Here is a 23,278-nt window from a genome sequence, read left to right on the forward strand (position 1 = left end):
CGGTGACACCGGTGCGGGCACCCCGACGATGCCGTACGGAGGTGCACACACGTGTGGTGGCGGCGGACCCTACCGGCCATGGTCGCCCTGCTCGGCGTGACCGGGCTCGGGCTGATCACCGTCGGCCTCACCGCCGACCCGGCGCGGCCACCACGACCGTCGGCCGACGCGCCGCCACGCACCCACCCCGCACCGGACCTGGCGCCGCTGCCATCCGCCGCGCCGGTCCGGGTGCAGATCCCGGCCATCGACGTCCGCGCCGACATCGTCCCCGTCGGGGCTGACGCCGCCGGGGTGTTGGAGGTGCCGCCGCTGGACCGGCCCACCCTCGCCGGCTGGTACCGGTACGGGGTCAGCCCCGGCGACACCGGCAACGCCGTCCTGGTGGGACACGTCGACTCACCGTCCGGCCCGGCGGTCTTCTTCGACCTCGGCCGGCTCCGCGCCGGGCAGCAGGTGCAGGTCACCCGCGCTGACGGACGGGTCGCCACGTTCACAGTGGACGACGTCCGCGCGTACCCGAAGGAGCACTTCCCCACCACTCTGGTCTACGGCCCGGCGGACGCCGCCGGGCTGCGCCTGATCACCTGCGGCGGCCGGTTCGACGCCGCCACCGGCAACTACGTCGACAACGTCGTCGTCTTCGCCACCCGCACCGCCTGAGCCGGACCGCCCGCCTGAACCGGACCACCCGCCTGAACCGGGCCGCGCGCCCGAGCCGCCCGCACCGCCGCCCCGCTGTCGGGAGCCGGACCCTGCTCGGCAGAATGCGGTGGCACCATGCCTGATCGGGATGGTGCGCCTGGGCGACGGGGAGGCACGCGGTGGATCAGCGACCGGTACGGGACCGGGCCGGTCGAGGCGTACGCGCCCTGGCCCGTCGACTGCTCGGACGGGTCGAGGACGGCTCCCCCAACCCCCGCCGGTCCAACCCGGACGCCGTTGTCGACTGCGCCGTCTACGTCAACGGTCGCCGGGAGCCCGGCCAACGGCACTACGCCGACGCGTACGCCCGGGCACGGCACGGGCGCGACGCCTTCGTGTGGCTGGGACTGCACGATCCGGGCCCGGCCGTGCTCGCCGCGGTCGGCCAGACCTTCGGCCTCGACGAGCTGACAGTCGAACAGGCGCTCGCCGACGGGCACCGGCCCACCGTGCAGCGCCACGGGTCGGTCACGCTGCTGGTCCTGCGCACCGCCGGGTACGTGGAGCACGACGAGCTGACCGACACCTCCGAGGTGATCGACACCGGGGACGTCATGGTGCTGCTCGGTGACCGCTTCGCCATCACGGTGCGGCACGGCGCCGCCGGGGCGCTGCGCAGCGTCCGGGCCGACATCGAACGCCGCCCCGCACTGTTGGCCGCCGGACCGTGGGCGGTGGCGTACGCGGTCTGCGCCCGCATGGTCGACTCCTACCTGGAGGTGGCCGGGCACGTGGAACGCGACCTGGAGCGCGTCGAGGAGGCGGTGTTCGCCCGCGACCGTACGACCGACATCCAGCACATCTACCAGCTCAAACGGGAGGTGGTGGAGTTCAAGCGGGCGGTCCTGCCGTTGCAGGGGCCGATGCGTACGCTGCTCGAACCCGACGGTCCGCCCCGCGCCCTGCACCGCTGGTTCGTCGACGTCGACGGCCGACTGAGCCGGGCGGTGGATCGGGTGGCCGCGTACGACGACCTGCTCACCTCGATCGTCCAGTCACGGCTGGCGCAACTCGCCGTGGAACAGAACAACGACATGCGCAAGATCGCGGCCTGGGCGGCCATCGCGGCCACCCAGACCGGCATCGCCGGCATCTACGGCATGAACTTCGACCACATGCCCGAGCTGGCCTGGCGCTACGGCTACGCCGGGGCCGTCACCCTGATGGCGGCGGCGGCCCTGTTCCTGTACCGCCTGTTCCGCCGCTCCGGCTGGCTCTAACCCCGCACTCCCGCCCACCCACCCCGACGACCCCGGCGCGGCGATCTTGCACTTTGTGCGGTGGATACGCGTCTTTTACTACTTATGTCGCAGCAGGAAGTGCAAGATCGCGAGGGCGGGAGGCGGGCGCAGGGCGGCGGCGGGCGGGGCGCGGCAGCGGTGCGGCAGGATAGCCACGTGGGTAAGGGTGCGGGACGTCGGCGGCCGAACGCGACCACGGGACGGGTGTGCCCGTGCGGCTCCGGCCAGGCGTACGCGGACTGCTGCGCCCCCGCACACGGCGGCGACGCCCCGGCGACGGCCGAGGCCCTGATGCGCTCCCGGTTCAGCGCCTTCGCCCTCGGCGACTCCGGCTACCTGCTGCGCAGCTGGCACTCCTCGACCCGGCCCACCTCCCTGGAGCTCGACCCGGGGCAGCGGTGGACCCGGCTGGAGATCGTGGAGACCGAGCGGGGCGGCCTGCTCGACACCGCCGGCACGGTGACGTTCCACGCGCACTACCGGGACGCGGGCCGGCCCGGCACGTTGACCGAGCACAGCCGGTTCGTCCGCGAGGACGGCCGGTGGGTCTACCTCGACGGTGACCAACCCTGACGGCTGTTCGGGCTAGGGTGAGATCGGCGTAGTCCTGGGCCGCACCTCCCTCCCGGCGCTCACGCCGCCGGCAACGCGGAGGCAAAGGGGGCCTGGAGCCCTCGGGACGTGGTGCCACATGCCCACTCCGCCGGGGTCGGCGGGAGCATGTGATGCCCACCCAGAGATCGTTCAAGGCCCGGGTCGGCATCCTGCACGAGAAGCTGACCCGAGCCGAGCAGGCCGCGGACCTGAAGGCGTACTGGCGGGAACGACTCGCCGCACTGAAGGTGTTGCTCGAAACGGACGGAGACCACCGATGACCATGACGTTCATCAACCTGCCGGTGCGCGACCTGACCACCGCCACCGAGTTCTACCGGGCGATCGGCTTCACCAGCGACCAGACCGAGCCGGAGGGCGACAGCATGGTGCTCACCGTTTCCGACACCACCCGGCTGGTGCTGCACCTCCGCTCGGGCTTCGAGGCGTACACCGGGGTCGCCACGACGGACACGGCGACCAGCCGGGAGGTCATCGTCGGGCTGTCGGCGTCGAGCCGGGGGCAGGTCGACGAACTGGTCGACCAGGCGGCGGTCGCCGGTGGGGAGGCGCTCGGGCCGGGAATGGTCAACGGGCCGATGTACATGCGCGGCTTCCGGGACCTCGACGGCCACCAGTGGTCGTTCATCCACATGGCCGGCTGACGTGCGCCCGGCGGCGGCCGGAAGAGGCCGCCGCCGGGCCCCGGTCACTCCGGGCCAACCGCCACAGCCGCGGCGACGCCGGTGGGCACGGCCGTCCGGCGCCGGCGGCGGGCCAGCAGCACCAGCGCCACCACGAGGTACGCCCCGCCGGTCAGCGCGAACGCCACCGCGTTGCCGGCCGCCGTGGCGAGCAGGCCATAGCCGGCGTACGTCACGATGATCAGCACATCGGTGGCCATCCCGGCCAGGGAGGTGACGGTGGCGCGGCTGCTGCCGGTGATCCGGGCCTGGAGCCGCGCGTCGGCCAGCACGGTGGCCAGTTGCGCGGCGCCGAAGGCCACCGCGAGCAGCACGAACCCCGCCGGGTGCCGAAGCACTGCACCTCCGGCCAGCGCGACGCCGACCAGCCCCAGCAGCGCGGCGTAGCCGCGGCTGCCCAGCCGCTCCCCCGCCGGGGCGAGCAGCCCACCGACGGTCACCCCGGCCCAGAGCAGCAGGAGCAGCAGGGGTACGGCCTGCGCCCCGACGCCGGTGTCCAGGGCGAGCAGCGGGGTGTACTCGTCCAGGGCGCCCCAGTCGGCGGCGACCACGGCCACCAGCAGCACGGCGGCCCGTACCGGCGGGCGGGTGCGGACCTGCGACACCCCGGCCCGCAGCGTGTCCCACCAGCCCAGGTCACCATCGTCGTCCGGGCCGGCGGGTGGGACGGTGTCCGGCTCAGGCCGGGGTGGCCTGGCACCCACCGACCGAGCAGCCAGCGCCGACTCGGCGACCGGAACGCCTACCGCCCTCGGCGCGCGGTGTTCCGGGAACCGGGTGGCGACCATCGTGGCGAGCAGGCAGGCGAGCACGCTGGCCGCGCCGACCGCCGGGTAACCGCCGGCGGCGAGCACCGGGCCGGCGAGCACTCCGGAGACCACCACGCCCAGCACGCCCGCCGTCCGCGCCCGCCCGAGCACCCGGGCGTACCGGTCGACCGCGCCGAGCCGGTCCAGCTCGGTCCAGACCAACGCCTCCAGGGCACCGGAGACCAGTGCGCCACCGGCACCCCAGAGCAGGAAACCGACCGCGAACGCCGGGTACGACGGCAGCAGCACCCAGAGCGCGAAACCGGCGGCGGCCACCAGCGGGGCGAGGCACAGCAGCAGCCGACGGGACAGCACGTCGGCCCAGGCGCCGGAGGGCACCTCGAACAGGATGCCGGCGGCCGACCAGATGACGAAGAGCGACGCGATCTGCCCCACCGACAGCCCGGTGTCGGCGAAGAACACCACGTACAGCGGGTAGAGCAGGACAAGGTCGCTGAGGAACGCGTACCCGTAGAGGGTCGCCGTCAGTCGACGGACCGCCGGGTCGGGCACGCGCGAGGAGATGGAGGTCATGGGGCCTTCCCGTGGGAGTGGAGACGGACACCGGAGGTGCGGTGCCCGTGGTGGCCCACGGGATCGGCCTACGCCGTTGGATCAATGTCGCCAGGTCATGCCCGCGATGCTAGACAACCGGCGCGTCCGCGGCCAGCGCTTTCGGCGTGCCGAGCAACGCGTGCGGTGCGGAGCGGCGCGTACGGTGCGGAGCGGCGCGCGCCGAGCGGAGCAGCGCGTGCCGTGTTGGGTGGGCGCGGTGGGCGGACAACGCGAGGCGGGGCGGGATCAGATCGATCCCGCCCCGCCGCCGTACCGCTGGTGTCAGCGCCGGTCGACCGGCGGGATGACGGTGGTGGTCTCGCTGTCGTCGCTGGTGCGCTGCCCGGGCACCGGGCGGTCGATGCCGCCCGTGACCACCTGGGTCGTGTCGGGGTCGGCACCGGCGCCCACCACCTGCGTGACGTCCGAATCGGCCGAGCCGCTGACCACCTGGGTCGTGTCGTCGGTCGCCGAGGGCCGGGCCGGCGTCGGCGTGACGTCGTCGACGGCGCTGCGACTGACCACGTGGGTGGGATCGGAGCTGACCGGGAAGTGGACGGCCTGGGTGGCGTCGGCGTCGGCCGGTCGGGTCACCACCTGGGTGGCGTCGGCGTCGGCCGGTCGGGTCACCACCTGGGTGGCCTCCGGGTCGCTGGTGGGAGTCGACGCCCGCGCCAACTCGGCCTCGGCGTCGCGGCGGCCCGCCCGGTACGCCTGGGCGTGCTCGGCGATCAGCTGCGACTCCTGCTCGGCGCGGGTCAGCCACGACTCCCAACGACTCTGCATCGGACGGATCAGGCCGCCGCCGACACCGACGACCAGGATGCCGCCGATCGTGGCGAGTACGGCGATCAGCACCGGAGTGGTGACCGCGGTGGCCACGCCGATCTGGTTCAGCGCGGCGATGACGCCGAGGCCGAGGATGAAGACCGACGCGATGGTGGCCAGCACCCGGCCGTACGACAGGCCGCCGAGCGCGCCGCTGATGATGTCCTTGACCGCGTTGGCTATGGCGGCGGCGACCACGACGATGACGATCGCGACGAAGGCCCGGGGCAGCCACGAGATCACCGCGCCGAGCAGGTCGGAGATCGGGTTCGGCCCCCAGATGCCGAAGGCGAGCTGAAGGGTGAACAGCAGCACCGCGTAGTAGACGAGCTTCGCGACGATGTCGCTGGCGTCGTACCGGGAGCGGCTCAACGCGCGGCGGATGCCGCCGCGTTCGACGGCGCGGTCGAAGCCCACCCGTTCGAGGACCTTCTCCACGATCTTCAGTACGGCCTTGGCGATCAGCCATCCGGCCACCAGGATCGCCAGGAAGGCGACGGCCTTGGGCAGGAAGAGCATCACCGAGCGGAGAGCGTCGCCCACCGCGTCGCTGACGTTGTCACTCATCTGGTCATTCCTTACGAAGGGGCAGCCGGAACGGTCAGCCCCGGACCTACCCCCGACCCGACGCGCGGAAACGCCGACCAGGCAGGGGCACCCCCACGACCGGGTGCTGGTGAGCGAAGAGCACGCGGCGGCCAGGTCAGCGGAGCGTTGATCTTCTGGCCGACCGGTTTTCCGGCTGCCTGCCGGGGTTGGGCGCCCTCTAGCGCGCGGGCGAGTCTTGGCAATATTCTCCGGAGTGCGTGCGGCCACTGGAGCTACTTTTCATCCCCCGCCGTCGGCCGCAGGAGGAGATGCAATGCACGTCGACCATTCCGAAGTGGATCGCCGGACGCTGCTGCGGGCCGGTCTCGGCGCCGCCACGGTCGCCGTCGTCGGGAGCGAACTCGCCTTCCCGGGCGCGGCGCAGGCCGCGCCGGGCACCGACCTGGACTGGATCATCAGCTGCGACGAGTGGGCCGCCCGCCCGCCGAAGGACCCGCTGTCGGTGAGCGCCATCGCCACCAACAAGATCATCGTGCACCACATGGCGTTCCCGAACGTCACCGACTACTCCCGCGAGCAGGCGGTCAAGCTGGCCCACGACTGCCAGGACCTGCACATGGACGGCAACGGCTGGTCGGACACCGGCCAGCACTTCACGGTGAGCCGGGGCGGCTACGTGCTGGAGGGCCGCCGGGGCAGCCTGGAGCGCCTCGAAGCCGGCGACCGGCAGATGATCTCGGCGCACTGCCCCGGTGAGAACGGCCGGGCCATCGGCATCGAGAACGAGGGCACCTACGTCACCGAGACGCCGCCCGATGCGTTGACCGACTCGCTGGTCAAGCTCTGCGTCGCGATCTGCCGGCAGTACGGGCTGCACGCGCACGACATCTTCGGCCACTGGGACTTCCGCACCACCGAGTGCCCGGGCGCGGCCTTCTACCGGCAGTTCCCCGAGTTGCGGCGGCGGGTGCACGCCGCTCTGGGCACCAAGCTCGGTGACGTGCCGGCGCGTCGCTGGCCGGACCTGTGGCGTTTCGTCAACTCCCCCTCGGTCCGGGTGGTGCAGCATCTGCTCGCCTACCGGGGTTACCCGGTGACCGTCAGCGGCACGTTCGACGCGGCGACCGTCGCGGCCGTGCAGGACTGGCAGGCCCGCAACGGCATCGCGGTGGACGTGGACGCCACGCTCACCACGCCGACCTGGGAGACGCTGGCGCCGGAGCTGGACCAGCACGCCGCCGGCGCGCCGGTCACGGCCGTGCAGGAAATTCTGGCCACCAAGGGGTACGCGGTCACCGTCACCGGGGCGTACGACCACGCCACCCGCAGGGCGGTGCAGGACCTTCAGGCGCTGCACGGGCTGCCCCGCAACGGCAAGCTCAGCACGAGCACCTGGTGCACGGTCGTCGGCGGTTCGGTCCGCGAGTCGTTCCGGCACCGCTGAGCCCGTGGCGGCGGTGCGGGCCGCACCCGCACCGCCGCCAGCCCGGTCACCAGGCGTGGTCAAGATCTCGCAGCCCGAGTCCTGACCAGCCAGTCCGTGCCAACGGGCCGGTTTGGCCGACGGCGCGGGCGGAAAGAGTGCCGGCATGACCTGGGCCCGTCGAGCCGTACCCGCTGTCGCCGCCGCCGTCGCGGCCCTCGCCGCGCGGGACCTGATCCAGCGCGACCACGCGCTGCTGCGCAACTTCCCGGTCCTCGGCAGGGCCCGTTACCTGTTGGAGACGATCGGGCCGGAGCTTCGGCAGTACATCGTGGCCGGCAACAACGAGGAGCGGCCGTTCACCCGCGACCAGCGCCGCTGGGTGTACGCCTCGGCCAAGCAGGAGAACAACTACTTCGGTTTCGGCACGGACAACGACATCGAGTACACCCCCGGGTATCCGATCATCAAGCACCGCACGTTCGGTCGGGCCGTGCCGCCGTCCTCACCGACCGCCGGGCACGACGTGCGGTTGCCCAGCGCGAAGGTGCTCGGCGCGGCACGGGGGCGGGCCCGGGCGTTCCGACCGGAGTCGGTCGTCAACATCTCCGGGATGAGCTTCGGCTCGCTCTCCGGCAACGCCATCACCGCGCTCAACAAGGGCGCGGCGCTCGCCGGCTGCCTGCAGAACACCGGCGAGGGCGGTCTGTCGCCGTACCACCGCAACGGCGGTGAGCTGGTCTTCCAACTCGGCACGGCGTACTTCGGCTGCCGCGACGAGCACGGCCGGTTCAGTCTCGACCGGCTGAAGGACCTGGTCGCCGGCGCGCCGGTGCGGGCGCTGGAGATCAAGCTGAGCCAGGGTGCCAAGCCGAGCCTCGGTGGTCTGCTGCCCGGGGCGAAGGTGTCCGCCGAGATCGCCGCCACCCGGGGCATCCCGGCCGGTGAGGACTGCGTCAGCCCGTCCCGGCACGCCGAGTTCTCCGACTGCGACAGCCTGCTCGACTGGGTGGAGTTGCTGGCCGCCGAGACGGGCCTGCCGGTCGGCATCAAGTCGGCGGTCGGTGACCTGGGCTTCTGGCAGGAACTGGCCACCCTGATGCGGGACACCGGCCGGGGTGTGGACTTCGTGACGATCGACGGCGGCGAGGGCGGCACCGGCGCCGCACCACTGATCTTCACCGACTCCGTGTCGCTCCCGTTCCAGCAGGGCTTCTCCCGGGTGTACAAGATCTTCGCCGAGCACGACCTGCACGAGCAGGTGGTCTTCGTCGGCGGCGGCAAGCTCGGCCTGCCGGACAACGCCATCGTGGCGTTCGCGCTCGGCTGCGACCTGGTCAACGTCGGTCGGGAGGCGATGCTGGCGATCGGCTGCATCCAGGCACAGAAGTGCCACACCGACACCTGCCCCACCGGCGTCGCGACGCAGAACGCGTGGCTCGCCCGGGGCCTGGACCCGACGTTGAAGTCGGTCCGGGCGGCCAACTACCTGCGAACGCTGCGCCGGGACCTGACCAAGGTCGCCGAGGCCTGCGGCGTCGAACACCCCGGCCTGATCGGGACCGACGCCGTGGAGATCCTGGACGGCCGCACCGGCGCCACCCCACTGCACGAGGTGTACGGCTACCGACCGGAGTGGGGACTGCCCTCACCCGCCGACCAGGCGGAGATCATCCGGCTGATGGCCCCGGAGGCACCCCGGGGCGGCAGCGCCCCGCCGTCAGCCACCGCCGTCGGCTGAGTTCACGCCCGACCCCGGCCTGGACTCGGACCTGACCTCGGCCCGGGCCTGACCGCCACGCCGCGCGGCCTCCGACCGGACCCGGTCGCTGACCCGCTGGTCTCCGACCGGGCCTGGCTCTGACCCGCTGGTCTCCGACCGGGAGCCGGTTTCGCCATTGAGTGATATGCCTGTGAGTCATAAATATGACTCACAGGCATAGCCCGTTTCCGCGACAGGCCCTCCAGCTGCCGCGGGTGCGGAGACGCGTCGGTTTGGCGACCTACCGACCGGCCCGCGCCGCTCCGGCGTTGCTCGGCGGTGCGGTGCTGGGCGTGTGGCCCGTCGCGAAACCGCAAACGTCCAGACGATCGCCGCCATGCGGCGCCTCGGGTGGGGCGGGCCGAGGACGTCGCGTCGTCCGGCTTGCGACGGGATAACGCGTGGAGCCGCTGCCGAGGGCACCCGTATGGTGGCGCGGTGCTGATCAGACGCGAGACACCCGCCGACGTCGACGCCATTCGGGCGGTGCACTCCGCCGCCTTCGCCAAGGCGGACGGCGGCGATGGCGTACCGGTCGAGGCGACGCTTGTCGACGCGCTGCGCGCCGACGAGGGCTGGCTGCCCGCGTACTCCCTGGTGGCGACCGATTCGGACGGCCGGGTGGTCGGGCACGTGGTGGCCACCCGCGGCCTGGTGGGCGGTGCGCCGGTGGCGGTGGGTGTGGGGCCGCTGGGCGTGCTGCCCGGCTGGCAGCGGCGTGGGGTCGGCAGCGCGTTGATGCACGCCGTGCTCGGCGCGGCCGACGCGCGGGACGAGCCGCTGGTGGTGTTGCTCGGGCACCCCGACTACTACCCGCGCTTCGGGTTCCGGCCCGCCGTCGAGCTGGGCGTGACTCCGCCTCAGCCGTGGGGGCCGCAGTACTTCATGGCTCGGCCGCTGCACGCGTGGCGCGAGTCGATCCGGGGCGAGTTCCGCTACGCCAGCCCGTTCGATGACCTGTGATCCCACCGCGCATTCGCCGGCGGCGCGCCACCGATCTCGACGGATGTGTCGCGGCGCTCGCCGAGGTCCACCGGGTCGACCGGTACCCGCTGAACTGGCCGGCCGACCCGCACCGCTGGCTGCGCGAGCCGCACCCGGCGCGAGCCTGGGTTGCCGTCGACGCTGACGGTGCCGTCGTGGGGCACGTCGCCGTGCATCGGGTGCCGGACCCGGCGGGCGGGCCGCCCGGCCGGCCGACGGCCGAGGTGGCACGTCTCTTCGTGGTGCCGAAGGCCCGTGGGTTGGCGTTGGGCAGCGCGCTGCTGGACCGGGCCCGCCGGTGGGCGGACAAACGCGCAACGGACCTGGTGCTGGAGTTGGCCGCCGGTGGCGCCGCGGCCGCCGCGGTGTACGAGCGTGCAGGATGGCGGTGTGTCGGCACCAGCACGGCACCGTGGGCCGCTCCCGACGGCAGCCCGGTGTCGCTGCGCCACTACACGCTGCGTCACCGCGCGCCGGGCTCCGACGTCGCACCGGCCAGCACCGCGAGGCGACGGGCGAGCCGGCCCGCGGCCTCGCGCAGCTCGGGAGGCTCCAGCACCTCCAGCTCGTGATCCAGTCGGGCGAGGTGCGCGGCGAGCCAGTCCAGGTTGTCGCCGCCGATGACCAGCACGGACCACCCGTCGCGGTCGTCCTCGACCCGCCCCACCTGGGGCGGGACCACCTCGCGCACCCGGTCGGCCGGGGCGTGCACCCGCACCCGGGCGACGTACCGGTACGGTGCCCCGGTCACGGCCCGCTGCACGAAGGCGACCGGATCCGGGTGCTCGCGTGCCGGGAAACGCCAGGTCGTCGCCACCGCTGCCCGCATCCGGTCCAGCCGGAACGTCCGCCAGTCGTCACGGTCGACGTCCCAGGCCATCAGATACCAACGGCGGCCGGTCGTGACCATCCGGATCGGCTCGACCGTCCGTTCCCGCTCCCCGGCGTCCCGGCCGGGATAATGGAACCGAACGCGCACCCCGTCCCGACAGGCCCGGGCCAGTGTCACCAGCAACTCCGCGTCGATCTCGGCGACCGGGCCGATGAGGGTGTCGGTGGCGCCGTGCACCGCCCGTACCTCGGCGCGTAGCCGCGACGGCATCACCTGGTCGAGCTTCGCGAGCGCCCGCAGCGCGGCCTCGCCCGCCCCGGCGACCGTGCCCCCGGACGCGAGCCGCAGCGACACCGCCGTGGCGATCGCCTCCTCGTCGTCGAGGAGCAACGGCGGCAACCGGGTGCCCGCACCGAGTTGGTAGCCACCACCGACGCCCGACACCGCGTGCACCGGGTAGCCGAGCGCACGCAGACGCTGCACGTCGCGGCGCACGCACCGGCCGGTGACCCCCAACTCGGCGGCGAGCTCGGCGGCCGTCCAGGACAGCCGTCGTTGCAGCAGCGCCAGCAGGCGCAGCACCCGCTCGGTCGTCGCCTCGACGGTCACCCGTCGATCGTTGCACGGATAGCGGAACAACCCTGTCCGCTATCCGCGAGAGGCTGGGATCATGACCGACCAGACCAGGAAACAGGGATCCGCCGTGACCCGCGACGTCCAGATCACGTTCGACTGCGCCGACCCGGCCGGGTTGGCCGCGTTCTGGGCCGAGGCGCTCGGCTACCAGGTGCAGGCCCCGCCCGGCGACTTCGAGTCCTGGGACCAGGCGCTGGAGGCGATGGGCGTCCCGCCGGAGAACCGCAACGACGCGTCGGCGGTGGTCGACCCCGAGGGCGCGCGGCCACGGCTGTTCTTCCAGCGGGTGCCCGAGCACAAGCAGGTGAAGAATCGCGTCCACCTCGACGTCCGCGCGGCCCCCGGGCTGGAGGGTGACGAGCGGATGGCGGCCCTGGAGGCGGAGGCCGAACGGCTCGCCTCGCATGGCGCCAAGCGGCTCAGTCGACACGAGCCCACTCCCCCGTTGGGCGCCGGTCACCTCGTCATGGCCGACCCCGAGGGCAACGAGTTCTGCCTCGACTGATCGGGCGTTCGCCCAGCTCACTGCCGCACCGGCCGGGCGTCATGCGAACATGTGTACGTGTCGCCCGGCGCCAGCATCCTGCACGCCGACCTGGACGCGTTCTACGCGTCGGTCGAGCAGCGCGACGACCCGCGCCTGCGTGGGCGGCCGGTGATCGTCGGTGGCGGCGTGGTGCTGGCCGCCAGCTACGAGGCGAAGGCGCGGGGCGTCCGCAGCGCGATGGGCGGCCAGCAGGCGCGTCGGCTCTGTCCGGACGCGATCGTCGTGCCGCCCCGCATGTCGGCGTACACGGCGGCGAGCCGCGCGGTCTTCGAGATCTTCCGGCAGACCACACCGCTGGTCGAGGGGCTCTCCATCGACGAGGCGTTCCTCGACGTGGGTGGTCTGCGGCGGCTGGTCGGGCCACCGGCCGAGATCGCCGAACGGCTGCGCCGGGAGGTCCGCGACCGGGTCCACCTGCCGATCACCGTGGGGGTGGCCCGCACCAAGTTCCTGGCCAAGGTGGCCAGCGGGGTGGCGAAACCAGACGGCCTGCTGGTGGTCGCACCGGACGCCGAGCTGGCGTTCCTGCACCCACTGCCTGTGGAACGGCTCTGGGGCGTCGGCCCGGTGACGGCCGCCAAACTGCGGGAACGCCGGATCCGTACCGTCGGGGAGGTGGCCCGCCTCGGTGAGGCGGCGCTGGTGTCGCTGCTCGGTGCGGGCGCCGGCCGGCACCTGCACGCGCTGGCGCACAATCGCGACCCCCGGGCGGTGCAGGTGGGGCGGCGGCGCGGTTCGATGGGCGCGCAGCACGCGCTGAGTCGTACCCCGCACGCCTCGACGGAGCTGGACGCCATCCTCGCCGGCCTGGTCGACCGGGTCAGCCGGCGGATGCGGGCGGCCGGGCGGTCCGGCCGCACGGTGGTGTTGCGACTGCGCTTCGGCGACTACACCCGCGCGACCCGCTCGCACACGGTGGGCAAGGCGACGGCGGATACGACGCCACTGCTCGCCGCCGCACGTGCACTGCTGCGCACCGCGTTGCCCGAGATCGATCGCCGTGGGGTCACCCTGATCGGCGTCTCGGTGGGCAACCTCGATGACAACCCGGTCCAGCCTGAGCTGCCGTTCCAGCCGGACTCGGGGTCCGATCTGGACGCCGCGGTCGACGCGGTCCGCGACCGGTTCGGATCGGCGGCGCTCACCCGGGCGGTGTTGCTCGGCCGGGAGCCGGGGGTGGAGATGCCACTACTGCCGGACTGACCGATACGCGTGCGGCGTCCACGGCAGAGCTGCGATCAGAGACACATCACAGCAGGTCGGCGGTTTAGCCGGCGGCTGACGGGTGACCCTTGGGGGGTACAGCCTGACGAGGGGGGCCCACGATGTCCGACGACACCAGCAACCGACCGAGCCGCACCGCCGAACGCCCGCACGACGTGACCGACCCGCTGCTCTGGCAGTTGGCGGTCGACGTGCTCAGCGCACACGAGCCGGACGACGAGGGCCAGTGCCGCAACCTCCAGTGCGCCGGGCAGTCCTGGCCGTGCGCGGCCCGCACCGGCGCCGAGCACTCCCTGCGACTGGCCCGCAGCGCCCCCGACTCGGTCGAGCTGACCGTCAACGATACCGACAGCGACGACGTCGACACGGACGGACGCCGCGACACCGCGGTACCGGCCCCCCGCTGGGGCTGGAACGCCGGCCCGGCGGCATCGCACCGAGGCTCCAAGGCCGCCTCCGCGGCGTGACGGGCCACCACCACCTGAGCTGACCCGCGCCACAGGGCGAACGCTCGGCCGGTCGTCCGGCCGAGCGTTCAGCTGTCGTGGCGAAGCCAGGCCACGATGCGGCGCAGTAGCTCCTGGTGCCCCGGCGACTCGTACGACCGGACGTCGTGGCCGAGTGCGTTGTAGACGATCCGGCTGCTCCCGACGGTGCGCGCCCAGACCAGCGGGTGAACGTCGCCGCCCTCGTCGTGCACGTAGAGGGGTTCGATGTCGACGCCGTCGACCAACTCCAGGTCGGTGTAGCGCTCGTCGTGAACCTCGAAGTCCCCGAGCCCGGCGCTGATCGGGTGTTCGACGTCGCTGCGCCGGATGAGGCTCGGGCCGATCGGCGGGTGGAAGGTCCGGCCGTGGGCCCAGGCGGCGCCGACCGTGGAACGCCAGCTCGCCAGGTGGGGAAACGCGATCGTGGCGCTGTGCACGGCGAGCAGGCTGCCGCCACGGGCCAGGAAGTCGTCGAGGATGCGGGCGACGGTCTCGTCCTCGGGGATCGGGGTCGTGCGGTCCGCGCTCGCGTTCACCACCAGCAGGCGTGCGCCGTCGAGCGCGCCGCCGAGCTGGTCGACGGAGTTCACGACCGCGACCGAACCCTCGTCGCCGATCAGCCTGGCCAGCGCGGCACTGGTCTCGGCCAGCGGGTGCCAGGGGTCGGCGTGCGGGCCCTCCCCGCTGAAGATCACGGTGTCGACAGGCATGACGGTGCTCCGCTCATCATTTGGATAATTTTCGAAATCACGAAATGAAAGCTAGCATGGCGTCCATGAGAGCCCTGCATCATCCCGATCTCGCCTCGGTCGACCTGGCCACCCTGCTCGGCGCCCTCGCCGACCCGGTGCGCCTCAGCGTCGTACGACAGTTGGCGCAGGCCGGTGGCGTCGTCTGCGGCAAATTCGACGCGTTGTCCGAGGTGAGCATCTCCACGCTCTCGCATCACCTGAAGGTCCTGCGGGCCGCTGGTGTCCTCCGGGTCACGCCGAACGGCAGTTTCCGTCGCCACGAGTTGCGGGCCGACGAGATCAACGACCGGTTTCCGGGCGTCCTTTCCGCGATCATCGCCAACCTCGACGTGACTGAGCGAGTGGGAGTGCCCGCATGACCGACGCCATACCGACCGGGAAGAACCCGCCGAGCACACTGGGCCTGTCCGCCGACGAGGTCCTGAGCACGACCCGCGCCGTGCGCAAGCGTCTCGACCTGGGACGCCCGGTCCCCCGCGACGTGATCGAGGACTGCCTGCGCATCGCGCTTCAGGCACCCAGCGGCCGCAACCGGCAGCGCTGGGACTTCGTCTTCGTCGAGGACCAGGAGACCCGGGCGGCCGTCGCCCGACTGTGGCGACTCGGCCTGATGGCGCCGCCACCAGCGTCGGGCGGCACCGGGCCGGCATTCAGCCGGATGAACTTCGCCTCCGAACAGTGGGGTCGGATCGCCGGCAGCCTGGCGCACCTGGCGGACCACCTGCACGAGGTCCCGTTGCTGCTCATCCCCTGTCTACGCGTCGAGTCACGCGCCGAACTGGACAGCGTGCGCGGGCAGGCGGGGGCATGGGGCTCGGTCATCCCGGCGTTCTGGAGCTTCATGCTGGCCGCCCGGGAACGCGGGCTCGGCACCGCCTGGACCACCAGCCACCTCAGCTACGAGCGGGAGATGGCCGAACTGCTCGGCATCCCCTACGACACGGTCGTGCAGGTCGCCCTCACCCCGGTGGCGTACACCCTGGGCACCGACTTCAAGCCCGGTCCGCGGGCCGACGCGGACGCGTTCGCCCACTGGAACCGCTGGTAGCCGGCCACCACCGCGCCCCACCCACGGCCAGGACCAGCAGGGCCACGGACAACAGCGCAAACCAGTCTCCGGTACGCGAATAGACAGTGCCCCACCCCGACGTCGGAGCAGCGACCAGCAGCTCCGCGTCACCGGCGGTGGCCTCGCCCACCATCCTGCCGCCGGCGTCGGTGACCGTCAGCCGGCCGAACGCCGCGGCCCGGACCACGACGAGCCCGTTCTCCACGCCCCGGACCAGGGCCATCCGTCCGTGCAACCAGCCATCGGAGGTGAAGTCCAGGCCGGGAACGAGCAGCACCGAGGCGCCCTGCGCCCGGTACCGCCGGACCAGTTCGGGATAGTCGAGGTCCTTGCAGATCGCGACGCCGAACCGCCCGTCCACGATAACCTCGCCGTCACCCGGCGTCAGCCAGTCCTCCAGGCCCGGGATGAGGTGCTGTTTCTCGTACGTCGCGACGGTCCCACCCGGTTCGAGGACCAGCGCGACGTTGCTCGCCCCGCCGGCCCGTTGCCGCACCGCGCCGACAATGACCTGAGCCTCGGTCTGCCGGAGCGCGGCCACGAGCACGGGCATCGTCGTGTCCGACACGGCGAACACCTTCTCCGGCAGTACGACGATCCGTGCCCCACGGGCGACCAGGCCCTCGACCCGCGCGGCGTAACGGGCGAGCAGGTCACGGCCGGTCGGCTCGTCGATCGGGAGCCCGTCCTCGGGCTGCCGCAGGGCCACCAGGCCGACGGTCAGCGGCTCGGCCGGGTCGGGCGAACGGCTCAGTGACCAGGCCGACCACCCGCCGGCGCCGAGCAGGAGGACGAGCAGGCAGGTGAGGGCGGGGCGTGGACTTCCGCGCAGGGCGGCGAGGGCGATGGGGACGGCGAGCAGCAGGTAGGTGACGCCCCAGACGCCGGTGAGCGCGGTCAGTTGGATCACCGGGCGGACATCGGCCTGGGTGTAGGCGAGGCTCCACCAGGCGCCGTGCGGCAACACGCGGGACGCGGCGTACTCCCCCAGCACCCAGAGCGAGGGCACGGCGAGGACGGCGAGGACGGTTCGTCGACGCAGCAGCAGCACCCGGGCGAGCAGGATCGCGCCGGTCGCCAGACCGACGCCGAGCAGGACCACGCCGGCGACCACGGGGGCCGGTAGTCGCAGCGCGCCGAGGTAGTAGCCGAGCACGCCGCCCTGACCGATCAACCAGGCGAGGGCTGTCGCGCAGAACGCGGTCCGCGGGCGTACCCGCGTCGAGGCGAGGACCAGCGGGATCGGGGCGAGCCAGGTCAGCGCGGGGACCGGGTGCAGCCCGGTGCCACCGAGCCAGAGCAGGCCACTCAGGAGCGTGGCGAGGATCGTCATCATGTGTCGAGCGTGCGGCGGGGGCGGCCGGGACGGATCGCCGTGCGGGCCGGGATCGATCTGGTCCCGTGGAGGGAGGCGTCAGCGTGCCGGGTCGGACGATACTGCCGAGGTGAAGCGGTACGTCAATCTCGCCGTCACCGTGGTCGCCGTCGCCGCGACCGTGCTGCCCGCCCTGGCCGGTGGGCTACGCGCGTGGTGGGTGCTGCCGCTCGCGGTCGCGTCGTCGGTGCCGGTGCTGTGGCGGGACCGGGCGTTGCTCCGGGTCGCCCTGGTCGTGGGTGTCGCCACGACTGTCTCCGCCTCGCTCGGCGCGCCCCCACTGCTGCCGGTCGGGCCGCTGGTCTGCCTCTACACGTTCGCGGCGCGGGCCTCCCTGCCGATCCGCCTGCTCGGCGTCGCGCTCACCGCCGCCGGCCTGCTGGTCTCGCTGCTCTATCCCCACCCGGACGTGGAGGTGCTGCGTTACCTGTCGGTCGCCTACCTCTTCGCGTACGCGCTGGGCACCGGCACCCGGGCCCGCCGGACCCAGGCCGCGGCCCTCGACGAACGCGATCGTCGCATCGCCGGTGAACGTGCGGCGGCGGTGCTGCGCGAACGCGCCCGGATCGCCCGCGACCTGCACGACATCCTCACCCACGCGGTCGGCGTCATGATCGTCCAGGCGGAGGCGGGTCCGCTGCTGGTCCGGCACCAGCCGGATCGCGCCGATGCCACGTTCGCCACGATCGCCGCCACCGGCAGGGACGCGGTCGTCCAGCTCCGCCGCGCGGTCGGCAGCCTGTACGAACCCGCCGACCAACCACTCGACCAGCCGGGTCTGGACCACCTTCCCGTCCTCGTCGAGCGGGTCCGCGCCGCCGGCCTCGATGCCGTGCTCACCGTCTCGCCCATCGGAGGTGCCGTCGAGCCGCCGCTCGCACCGCCCCCGGACGTCGGGGTGGCCGCCTACCGGATCGTGCAGGAGTCCCTGACCAACGTGGTTCGGCACGCCGGGGCACGATCGGTTCGCGTCCGACTGGACCAGACGGCGAACTCGCTTACCGTGTCGGTCAGCGACGACGGCCGCGGCTACCGGCCGTCCGACGCCGGCCTGCCCGGCTACGGGATCGTCGGCATGCGCGAGCGCGCCCACGCCTGCGGAGGCACCCTGCACACCGGCCCGGCCTCCGACGGTGACGGCTTCACGGTGACCGCCACCCTGCCGCTGTCGGCGTCGGCGGTGGTCTGATGCTGCGGGTCGTACTCGCCGATGATCAGGATCTGTTCCGGGCGGGGTTCGCCACCATCCTCGGCGCCGAGCCGGACATCGAGGTGGTCGCCGAGGCCCCCGACGGCGCGGCCGCCGTGCGGGCCGCCCGCGAACACCGTCCCGACGTCGTCCTGATGGACATGCGGATGCCCGTCCTGGACGGTGTCGCCGCGACCCGCCAGGTCTGCGCGCTCACCCCGAGCCGGGTCCTCGCCCTGACCATGTTCGACACCGACGACTACCTGTACGCGGCCCTGCGGGCCGGGGCCAGCGGCTTCCTGCTCAAGGACGCTCCCCGAGCCGACCTGGTGAACGCGGTCCGCGTGGTGGCCGCCGGGGACGCGCTGCTCGCTCCCGCCGTCACCGCCCGGGTGATCGGCGAACTGCACCGGCGCGGCCATCCGGACCCCGCCCGGGCCGCCGCGGTGACCGCTCTGACCGCCCGTGAGACGGACGTGCTGCGCCTGATCGCGGCCGGTCTGTCCAACGCCGAGATCGCCGCCCACCACCACCTCAGCGAGCACACGGTGAAGACCCATGTCGGCAACCTGCTCACCAAACTGCACCTGCGCGACCGCGCCCAGGCGGTGATGATCGCGTACGAGTCGGGTCTGGTGATCCCCGGCCGGTGACGGGACCGGCCGGCGCGCCCGCTGCTCGGGCGGGCCGCCGGCCGGGGGGGGTACGCCTACAGGGTGCGCGCCAGCCGGTCGGCGAGCGTCCGGGTGAAGCGGGCCGGGTCGGTCAGTTCACCGCCCTCGGCGAGCACCGCCAGGCCGTAGAGCAGCTCGGCGGTCTCGGTCAGGGCGGCGGTGTCGCTGCCCTGCTCGTGGGCCTTGCGCAGCCCGGACACCAGCGGGTGACCGGGGTTGATCTCCAGAATCCGCTTGGTCGTGGGGATCTCGTGCCCCATCGCCCGGTACATCTTCTCCAGGGTCGGGGTGAGGTCGTGGGCGTCGCCGACGACGCAGGCCGGTGAGGTGGTCAGCCGCGACGACAGGCGGACCTCGCGGACGCTGTCGGTGAGGGTGGTCCCCAGCCAGTCCAGCAGCCCGGCGAACTCCTGTCGCTGCTGCTCGCGCTCGGCCTCGGCCTGCTGCTTCTCCTCGTCGGTGTCCAGGTCGATCTCGCCCTTGGCGATCGAGCGCAGCGGCCGACCGTCGTACTCGCCGACCCGCTCGACCCACACCTCGTCGACCTGGTCGGTGAGGAGCAGCACCTCGTGACCCTTGGCCCGGAACGCCTCCAGGTGCGGAGAGTTCTCGATGGCGGCCCGGGACTCGCCGGTGGCGTACCAGATGTCGCTCTGGCCGTCCTTCATCCGCGACACGTAGCCGGCCAGGTCGGTGGGTTCGGCCGAGTCGTTGGTGGAGGCCACCGACAGGATGCCCAGCAGGGTGTCCCGGTTGTCGGTGTCGTCGATCAGCCCTTCCTTGACCACCGCGCCGAAGTCGGTCCAGAAGGTGCGGTAGCGCTCGGCGTGGTTGGCCTTGAGGTCCTTGACCGTGGCGAGGATCTTCTTGACCAGGCGGCGGCGGACGATCTGGATCTGCCGGTCCTGTTGGAGGATCTCCCGGGAGATGTTCAGCGACAGGTCGTGCGCGTCGACCACACCCTTGACGAAGCGCAGGTAGGTCGGGACCAGCGCCTCGCAGTCGTCCATGATGAAGACGCGCTTGACGTAGAGCTGGACGCCACGGCGGCCCTGCGGGGAGAACAGGTCCAGGGGGGCGTGGCTGGGCAGGAACAGCAGCGCCTCGTACTCGAAGGTGCCCTCGCCCTTCATGTGTACGACCTCGAGCGGGTCGGCCCAGTCGTGGCTCACGTGCTTGTAGAACTCGTTGTACTCGGCGGCGTCCACCTCGTCGCGGGGCCGCGCCCAGAGCGCCTTCATCGAGTTGAGGGTCTGCACCTCGCGGGTGGCGGCCTCGCCGTCGGCGCCGGGGCGCTCGACGCTCATCCGGATCGGCCAGGCGATGAAGTCGGAGTAGCGCTTGACGATCTCGCGGACGGTCCACTCGGCGGTGTAGTCGTGCAGGTTGTCCTCGGTGTCGGCCGGCTTGAGGTGCAGGGTCACCGTGGTGCCCTGCGGCGCCTCGTCGACCGCCTCGATCGAGTACGTGCCCTCGCCGGTGGACTCCCAACGGGTGCCGCCGGTCTCGCCGGCCTTGCGGGTCAGCAGGGTGACCCGGTCGGCGACCATGAACGCGGCGTAGAAGCCGACGCCGAACTGGCCGATGAGGTCCTGCTTGGCGTGGGCGTCGGCGGACTCGCGCAGCTGGCGCAGCAGCTCGGCGGTGCCCGACTTGGCGATCGTGCCGATCAGTTGGACGACCTCGTCGCGGGTCATCCCGATGCCGTTGTCCCGCACGGTGAGGGTGCGGGCGTCCCGGTCGATCTCCAGGGCGACGTGCAGGTCGTCGGTGTCGGCGACGAGGTCCTTGTCGACGAGGGTGGCCAGCCGGAGCTTGTCCAGTGCGTCGGACGCGTTCGAGATGAGTTCCCGCAGGAAGACGTCCTTGTTCGAATAGATCGAGTGGACCACCAACTGGAGGAGCTGACGCGCCTCGGCCTGGAATTCCAACGTTTCGGCCTGGTTGCTCACACCGTCTCCCATCTCGGCTCGTACGGAGGTTCGCGGAAAGGATACGAGTCGTCACCGGTCCGGCTGTGGCCGCGTCCGGGTCGTATTCCCGATCCGGCCGGTCGTCCCGGTGAGATAGCTGACTTTGCTCAACAGAAGCCAGGTCGGATAGCGTGGCGGCCATGAAGATCGCTGGAAGCACCGCCCTCGTCACCGGCGCCAACCGTGGCCTCGGCCGGCACCTGGCCGCCGAACTCCTCGCCCGGGGCGCCACCGTCTACGCCGGCGCCCGCAACCCGGACAGCGTCGACCTGCCCGGGGTCACGCCGGTCCGCCTCGACATCACCGACCCCGCCTCGGTGGCCGCCGCCGCCGAGCTGGCCGGCGGCGTGAACCTGCTGATCAACAACGCCGGCATCGACACCCGGACCGACCTCCTCGACGGCGACCTGGACCTCGTCCGGCTGGAGCTGGAGACGCACTACATCGGCACCCTGTCGACCATCCGGGCGTTCGCGCCGGTGATCGCCGGCAACGGCGGCGGAACGATCCTCAACGTGCTCTCCGTGCTGTCCTGGTTCGGCTCCCCGACCCACGCGGCCTACAGCGCCGCAAAGTCCGCCGAGTGGGCGATGACCAACGTGCTGCGCGTCCAGCTCGCCGACCGGGGCGTCCGGGTCTCCGGCCTGCACGTCGGCTACCTGGACACCGACATGGCCGCCGACATCACCGGCCCGAAGTCCGACCCGGCGGCGATCGCCCGGATCGGCGTGGACGGCATCGAGGCCGATGCGTACGAGATCCTCGCCGACGACCTCAGCCGCCAGGTGCAGGCCGGGCTGGCCGGCGGCGTCGCCGCGCTCTACCCACAGCTCCCCTGACCCACGACGCGACGGGCCGCCACCGGGAGAACCGGTGGCGGCCCTTTCTCGGGTACGCGGTCAGCTCGCCTGCAACGTCACGTCGTCGATCACGAAGGTGGTCTGCAACGACGAGTCCTCGGTGCCGTTGAACCGCAGCGTCACCGTCTGCCCGGCGAACCCGGCCACGTTGAGGCTGCGCTGCACGTAGCCGGTCGCGGCGTTCAGATTCGAGTACGTCGCCAGCGTGGTCGATCCCAACTGCACCGTGAGCCGGTCGTACGCCGTCGAGCTGGTGGTCTCGGCGGTGTCGATGTGCAGCCAGAACGACAGCGTGTACGTGGCGCACCCGGCCGGCAGGGTCACCGACTGCGACAGGCTCTCGGTGCGGGTGCTGCCGTACCCGTTGAGCCAGGCCTTGTACGACCCGGTCCGGGCCGGCTGGCCGCTGGCGTTGGTGATCACGCCGGAGGACGCGGTCCACGGTGTGCTGCCGCTCTCGAAGCCACCGTTTCCGACCACCTGACCGCCGGCGCAGGTCGGGGTGCCGCCGCTCACGGCGAGCTGCCACAGCGCGAACGCGACACCGTCGGCGGCCCGGTTCAGCACGGTGGCGCTGACGTTGCCGGTGGTGTCACAGGACCGGTGGTAGCAGGGGTCGTACGCGGAGTTGGCGGTGCCGCCCCACTTGGCCGCCTGCGAGCTGGTCTTGCGGGCGCTGGCGCCGGCGGCGTAGCCCGAGGTGGGGATGCCGGCCTGCTGGAAGTAGTAGTCGTCGGAGCGGCCCTGGCCCTCGACGTTCTCCTCCGGTTGCAGGCCCAACGAGTCCCAGTAGGCCTTCAGCGGCGCCGCCGTGGTCGAGGTGACCCGGTTGATGAAGTAGCCGCCGTTGATCGAGCCGACCATGTCGAAGTTGTAGTAACCCTTGATGTAGCCGCGCTGGGTGGCGCTGAGCGAGTTGACGTAGAACCGGGAGCCGTTGAGCCCCTGCTCCTCGTCGGTCCACCAGGCGAACCGCACCCGCTTGGTCATGGTCGGGTTCTGCGCGGCCAGGACCAGCGCGTTCTCCAGCAGGGTCGACGAGCCGGTGGCGTTGTCGTTGATGCCCGGCCCGGCCGAGACGCCGTCCAGGTGCGCGCCGAACATGACCACCTGGTCGGCCGGGCCGCCGGGCCACTCGGCGATGAGGTTGTTCGAGGGGTACGTGCAGCTGGAGCAGTACTGCTCGCTGACGGTGTAGCCGGCCGACTGGAGCCTGGTCTTGACGTAGTTGAGCGAGGCGGTGTAGCCGGCCGAGCCGGCCCGTCGGTTGCCACCGTTGCTGGTGGCGATGGCGTTGAACTGGGTCAGGTGCGCCTGGACGTTGGTGACGGAGATGTCCGGTGCGGCCAACGCGGCGGCGGTCGCGGCGATCGGCCGGGTCACCGCCGTCGTCGCGGTCGAAGGTGACGCGGTCGCCGGCTGGGTGGCCAGCGTCACCGTCATCCCGGCGAACACGGCAAGCGCGATTCCCGCGCTCAGCGTTCTGCCTCTCATGGGGGCTCCTCG

The 23,278-nt window shown here is 72.3% G+C and carries 24 protein-coding genes; 17 read left to right on the forward strand and 7 right to left on the reverse strand.

Going from position 1 to position 23,278, the window contains the following annotated elements; translation table 11 throughout:
* The first annotated feature begins 78 nt into the window (after window positions 1-78).
* The 5 genes from ACFYL6_RS11175 to ACFYL6_RS11195 all read left to right on the forward strand — a co-directional run bounded on the left by ACFYL6_RS11175 (window position 79) and on the right by ACFYL6_RS11195 (window position 3,204).
* The gene (locus ACFYL6_RS11175) at window positions 79-663 is read left to right on the forward strand and encodes a class F sortase (RefSeq protein WP_387170164.1); all 585 of its coding nucleotides are present in this window, start codon (window positions 79-81) and stop codon (window positions 661-663) included.
* A 161-nt stretch (window positions 664-824) separates the two neighbouring features.
* Window positions 825-1,925, forward strand: coding sequence for a magnesium and cobalt transport protein CorA (locus ACFYL6_RS11180; protein ID WP_387170166.1), 1,101 nt, complete (start codon window positions 825-827; stop codon window positions 1,923-1,925).
* Window positions 1,926-2,102: 177 nt separating this feature from the next.
* Window positions 2,103-2,519 carry a YchJ family protein gene (locus ACFYL6_RS11185; protein WP_387170168.1) on the forward strand — a complete coding sequence of 139 codons (417 nt, stop codon included), beginning with the start codon at window positions 2,103-2,105 and terminating at the stop codon, window positions 2,517-2,519.
* A gap of 152 nt (window positions 2,520-2,671) precedes the next feature.
* Window positions 2,672-2,821, forward strand: coding sequence for a hypothetical protein (locus tag ACFYL6_RS11190; RefSeq protein ID WP_387170170.1), 150 nt, complete (start codon window positions 2,672-2,674; stop codon window positions 2,819-2,821).
* Window positions 2,818-3,204: a VOC family protein gene (locus ACFYL6_RS11195; RefSeq protein WP_387170172.1), complete on the forward strand. Its 387-nt coding sequence runs from the start codon at window positions 2,818-2,820 to the stop codon at window positions 3,202-3,204. Before ACFYL6_RS11190 ends, ACFYL6_RS11195 begins: the two co-directional genes overlap by 4 nt.
* A 44-nt stretch (window positions 3,205-3,248) precedes the next feature.
* Here the strand turns inward: ACFYL6_RS11195 and ACFYL6_RS11200 are convergent, their stop codons facing one another.
* Both ACFYL6_RS11200 and ACFYL6_RS11205 read right to left on the reverse strand, forming a co-directional pair.
* Entirely contained in the window at window positions 3,249-4,586 is a 1,338-nt protein-coding gene (locus ACFYL6_RS11200) for an MFS transporter (protein WP_387170173.1), read from the reverse strand.
* A gap of 303 nt (window positions 4,587-4,889) precedes the next feature.
* Window positions 4,890-6,002, reverse strand: a complete 1,113-nt coding sequence (locus tag ACFYL6_RS11205) for a hypothetical protein (protein ID WP_387170175.1) — start codon at window positions 6,000-6,002, stop codon at window positions 4,890-4,892.
* A gap of 316 nt (window positions 6,003-6,318) precedes the next feature.
* Between ACFYL6_RS11205 and ACFYL6_RS11210 the strand changes: the two genes are divergently transcribed.
* The 4 genes from ACFYL6_RS11210 to ACFYL6_RS11225 all read left to right on the forward strand — a co-directional run bounded on the left by ACFYL6_RS11210 (window position 6,319) and on the right by ACFYL6_RS11225 (window position 10,725).
* Window positions 6,319-7,428 carry a peptidoglycan-binding protein gene (locus ACFYL6_RS11210; protein WP_387170176.1) on the forward strand — a complete coding sequence of 370 codons (1,110 nt, stop codon included), beginning with the start codon at window positions 6,319-6,321 and terminating at the stop codon, window positions 7,426-7,428.
* 145 nt (window positions 7,429-7,573) lie between these two features.
* On the forward strand, window positions 7,574-9,148 hold the full coding sequence (locus tag ACFYL6_RS11215) for an FMN-binding glutamate synthase family protein (protein WP_387170178.1): 1,575 nt from the start codon (window positions 7,574-7,576) through the stop codon (window positions 9,146-9,148).
* A gap of 459 nt (window positions 9,149-9,607) precedes the next feature.
* A complete protein-coding gene (locus ACFYL6_RS11220) occupies window positions 9,608-10,132 on the forward strand; it encodes a GNAT family N-acetyltransferase (RefSeq protein ID WP_387170180.1) in 525 nt (174 codons plus the stop codon).
* On the forward strand, window positions 10,129-10,725 hold the full coding sequence (locus tag ACFYL6_RS11225; RefSeq protein WP_387170181.1) for a GNAT family N-acetyltransferase: 597 nt from the start codon (window positions 10,129-10,131) through the stop codon (window positions 10,723-10,725). Before ACFYL6_RS11220 ends, ACFYL6_RS11225 begins: the two co-directional genes overlap by 4 nt.
* Here the strand turns inward: ACFYL6_RS11225 and ACFYL6_RS11230 are convergent.
* Window positions 10,617-11,594 carry a helix-turn-helix transcriptional regulator gene (locus ACFYL6_RS11230; RefSeq protein WP_387170183.1) on the reverse strand — a complete coding sequence of 326 codons (978 nt, stop codon included), beginning with the start codon at window positions 11,592-11,594 and terminating at the stop codon, window positions 10,617-10,619. The two genes, ACFYL6_RS11225 and ACFYL6_RS11230, sit on opposite strands and share 109 nt — an antisense overlap.
* Before the next feature lie 61 nt (window positions 11,595-11,655).
* On the opposite strand from ACFYL6_RS11230, the gene ACFYL6_RS11235 reads away from it, so the two are divergent.
* The 3 genes from ACFYL6_RS11235 (at window position 11,656) to ACFYL6_RS11245 (ending at window position 13,859) form a co-directional block, all read left to right on the forward strand.
* Entirely contained in the window at window positions 11,656-12,126 is a 471-nt protein-coding gene (locus tag ACFYL6_RS11235) for a VOC family protein (protein ID WP_387170185.1), read from the forward strand.
* Window positions 12,127-12,183: 57 nt separating this feature from the next.
* Window positions 12,184-13,371, forward strand: coding sequence for a DNA polymerase IV (dinB, locus tag ACFYL6_RS11240; protein ID WP_387170187.1), 1,188 nt, complete (start codon window positions 12,184-12,186; stop codon window positions 13,369-13,371).
* Between the two features lie 122 nt (window positions 13,372-13,493).
* Window positions 13,494-13,859 (forward strand): hypothetical protein, encoded by a 366-nt coding sequence (locus ACFYL6_RS11245; RefSeq protein WP_387170189.1) that lies wholly within the window; start codon window positions 13,494-13,496, stop codon window positions 13,857-13,859.
* A 68-nt stretch (window positions 13,860-13,927) separates the two neighbouring features.
* Here ACFYL6_RS11245 and ACFYL6_RS11250 read toward each other — a convergent pair whose 3' ends face one another.
* On the reverse strand, window positions 13,928-14,590 hold the full coding sequence (locus ACFYL6_RS11250) for a ThuA domain-containing protein (protein ID WP_387170191.1): 663 nt from the start codon (window positions 14,588-14,590) through the stop codon (window positions 13,928-13,930).
* 65 nt (window positions 14,591-14,655) lie between these two features.
* On the opposite strand from ACFYL6_RS11250, the gene ACFYL6_RS11255 reads away from it, so the two are divergent.
* Both ACFYL6_RS11255 and ACFYL6_RS11260 read left to right on the forward strand, forming a co-directional pair.
* On the forward strand, window positions 14,656-14,991 hold the full coding sequence (locus ACFYL6_RS11255; protein ID WP_387170193.1) for an ArsR/SmtB family transcription factor: 336 nt from the start codon (window positions 14,656-14,658) through the stop codon (window positions 14,989-14,991).
* A complete protein-coding gene (locus tag ACFYL6_RS11260) occupies window positions 14,988-15,680 on the forward strand; it encodes a nitroreductase family protein (RefSeq protein WP_387170194.1) in 693 nt (230 codons plus the stop codon). The genes ACFYL6_RS11255 and ACFYL6_RS11260 overlap by 4 nt, the downstream gene beginning before the upstream one ends.
* Here the strand turns inward: ACFYL6_RS11260 and ACFYL6_RS11265 are convergent.
* Complete coding sequence (locus ACFYL6_RS11265) at window positions 15,625-17,037, reverse strand: nitrilase-related carbon-nitrogen hydrolase (RefSeq protein WP_387170196.1); 1,413 nt, start codon at window positions 17,035-17,037, stop codon at window positions 15,625-15,627. The two genes, ACFYL6_RS11260 and ACFYL6_RS11265, sit on opposite strands and share 56 nt — an antisense overlap.
* A gap of 109 nt (window positions 17,038-17,146) precedes the next feature.
* On the opposite strand from ACFYL6_RS11265, the gene ACFYL6_RS11270 reads away from it, so the two are divergent.
* Window positions 17,147-18,265 (forward strand): sensor histidine kinase, encoded by a 1,119-nt coding sequence (locus ACFYL6_RS11270; RefSeq protein WP_387170198.1) that lies wholly within the window; start codon window positions 17,147-17,149, stop codon window positions 18,263-18,265.
* Window positions 18,265-18,918: a response regulator transcription factor gene (locus ACFYL6_RS11275; protein ID WP_238669590.1), complete on the forward strand. Its 654-nt coding sequence runs from the start codon at window positions 18,265-18,267 to the stop codon at window positions 18,916-18,918. The genes ACFYL6_RS11270 and ACFYL6_RS11275 overlap by 1 nt, the downstream gene beginning before the upstream one ends.
* Before the next feature lie 56 nt (window positions 18,919-18,974).
* On the opposite strand, the gene htpG is transcribed toward ACFYL6_RS11275, so the two are convergent.
* Window positions 18,975-20,903 (reverse strand): molecular chaperone HtpG, encoded by a 1,929-nt coding sequence (htpG, locus tag ACFYL6_RS11280; RefSeq protein WP_387170200.1) that lies wholly within the window; start codon window positions 20,901-20,903, stop codon window positions 18,975-18,977.
* Between the two features lie 149 nt (window positions 20,904-21,052).
* On the opposite strand from htpG, the gene ACFYL6_RS11285 reads away from it, so the two are divergent.
* Window positions 21,053-21,751: an SDR family oxidoreductase gene (locus ACFYL6_RS11285; protein WP_387170202.1), complete on the forward strand. Its 699-nt coding sequence runs from the start codon at window positions 21,053-21,055 to the stop codon at window positions 21,749-21,751.
* Window positions 21,752-21,811: 60 nt separating this feature from the next.
* On the opposite strand, the gene ACFYL6_RS11290 is transcribed toward ACFYL6_RS11285, so the two are convergent.
* Window positions 21,812-23,266 (reverse strand): M28 family peptidase, encoded by a 1,455-nt coding sequence (locus tag ACFYL6_RS11290; protein WP_387170204.1) that lies wholly within the window; start codon window positions 23,264-23,266, stop codon window positions 21,812-21,814.
* Window positions 23,267-23,278: the final 12 nt, after the last annotated feature.

The sequence above is a fragment of the Micromonospora sp. NPDC007208 genome (assembly GCF_042869175.1).
GTDB classification, from domain to species: Bacteria; Actinomycetota; Actinomycetes; order Mycobacteriales; family Micromonosporaceae; genus Micromonospora; species Micromonospora foliorum.

Excerpts from the sequence above, each read along its gene's own strand:
- ACFYL6_RS11175 (WP_387170164.1), top strand. The coding sequence starts at position 79 with ATGGTCGCCCTGCTCGGCGTGACCGGGCTCGGGCTGATCACCGTCGGC.
- ACFYL6_RS11190 (WP_387170170.1), top strand. The coding sequence starts at position 2,672 with ATGCCCACCCAGAGATCGTTCAAGGCCCGGGTCGGCATCCTGCACGAG.
- ACFYL6_RS11195 (WP_387170172.1), top strand. The coding sequence starts at position 2,818 with ATGACCATGACGTTCATCAACCTGCCGGTGCGCGACCTGACCACCGCC.
- ACFYL6_RS11200 (WP_387170173.1), bottom strand. The coding sequence starts at position 4,586 with ATGACCTCCATCTCCTCGCGCGTGCCCGACCCGGCGGTCCGTCGACTG.
- ACFYL6_RS11205 (WP_387170175.1), bottom strand. The coding sequence starts at position 6,002 with ATGAGTGACAACGTCAGCGACGCGGTGGGCGACGCTCTCCGCTCGGTG.
- ACFYL6_RS11215 (WP_387170178.1), top strand. The coding sequence starts at position 7,574 with ATGACCTGGGCCCGTCGAGCCGTACCCGCTGTCGCCGCCGCCGTCGCG.
- ACFYL6_RS11235 (WP_387170185.1), top strand. The coding sequence starts at position 11,656 with ATGACCGACCAGACCAGGAAACAGGGATCCGCCGTGACCCGCGACGTC.
- ACFYL6_RS11245 (WP_387170189.1), top strand. The coding sequence starts at position 13,494 with ATGTCCGACGACACCAGCAACCGACCGAGCCGCACCGCCGAACGCCCG.
- ACFYL6_RS11250 (WP_387170191.1), bottom strand. The coding sequence starts at position 14,590 with ATGCCTGTCGACACCGTGATCTTCAGCGGGGAGGGCCCGCACGCCGAC.
- ACFYL6_RS11255 (WP_387170193.1), top strand. The coding sequence starts at position 14,656 with ATGAGAGCCCTGCATCATCCCGATCTCGCCTCGGTCGACCTGGCCACC.
- ACFYL6_RS11260 (WP_387170194.1), top strand. The coding sequence starts at position 14,988 with ATGACCGACGCCATACCGACCGGGAAGAACCCGCCGAGCACACTGGGC.
- ACFYL6_RS11265 (WP_387170196.1), bottom strand. The coding sequence starts at position 17,037 with ATGATGACGATCCTCGCCACGCTCCTGAGTGGCCTGCTCTGGCTCGGT.
- ACFYL6_RS11275 (WP_238669590.1), top strand. The coding sequence starts at position 18,265 with ATGCTGCGGGTCGTACTCGCCGATGATCAGGATCTGTTCCGGGCGGGG.
- htpG (WP_387170200.1), bottom strand. The coding sequence starts at position 20,903 with ATGGGAGACGGTGTGAGCAACCAGGCCGAAACGTTGGAATTCCAGGCC.
- ACFYL6_RS11285 (WP_387170202.1), top strand. The coding sequence starts at position 21,053 with ATGAAGATCGCTGGAAGCACCGCCCTCGTCACCGGCGCCAACCGTGGC.
- ACFYL6_RS11290 (WP_387170204.1), bottom strand. The coding sequence starts at position 23,266 with ATGAGAGGCAGAACGCTGAGCGCGGGAATCGCGCTTGCCGTGTTCGCC.